General features: G+C 34.7%; 1 protein-coding gene. It reads left to right on the top strand.

All coding sequences use genetic code 11. From position 1 onward, the window contains the following. The coding region (locus tag IDG65_RS14350; protein WP_206174251.1) for a branched-chain amino acid transport system II carrier protein at positions 1-430 on the top strand (430 nt) is incomplete at both ends.

A 430-nucleotide genomic window follows, 5' to 3' on the forward strand; every position in this document is an offset into this window, starting at 1 on the left:
GTAAAGGCTATGCGTACGCATTTACGATTGCCTTATATTTAGTCATTGGACCATTCTTTGCTTTACCGAGGCTTGCAACAACATCGTATGAAATTGCATTTTCACCATTTATTTCGGCAGGTACTGGAAAAATTGTATTACCGATATTTAGTATTTTATTCTTTCTTATAGCATGGTTTTTCTCAAGAAAGCCATCTAAAATTTTAGATTACATAGGTAAATTCTTAAATCCAGTATTTTTAGTATTACTAGGTATCGTAGTTGTCTTAGCATTTATTAAACCAATGGGCGGTATTAGTCATGCCCCGGTAAGCGCAAACTATAGTAATAGTGTCTTATTAAAAGGGTTTATTGACGGTTATAATACGCTAGACGCACTCGCATCACTCGCATTCGGTATTATCATTGTGACGACAATTAAGAAATTAGG

It is taken from the genome of Staphylococcus sp. EG-SA-17, assembly GCF_017151845.1.
Lineage (GTDB): Bacteria > Bacillota > Bacilli > Staphylococcales > Staphylococcaceae > Staphylococcus > Staphylococcus aureus.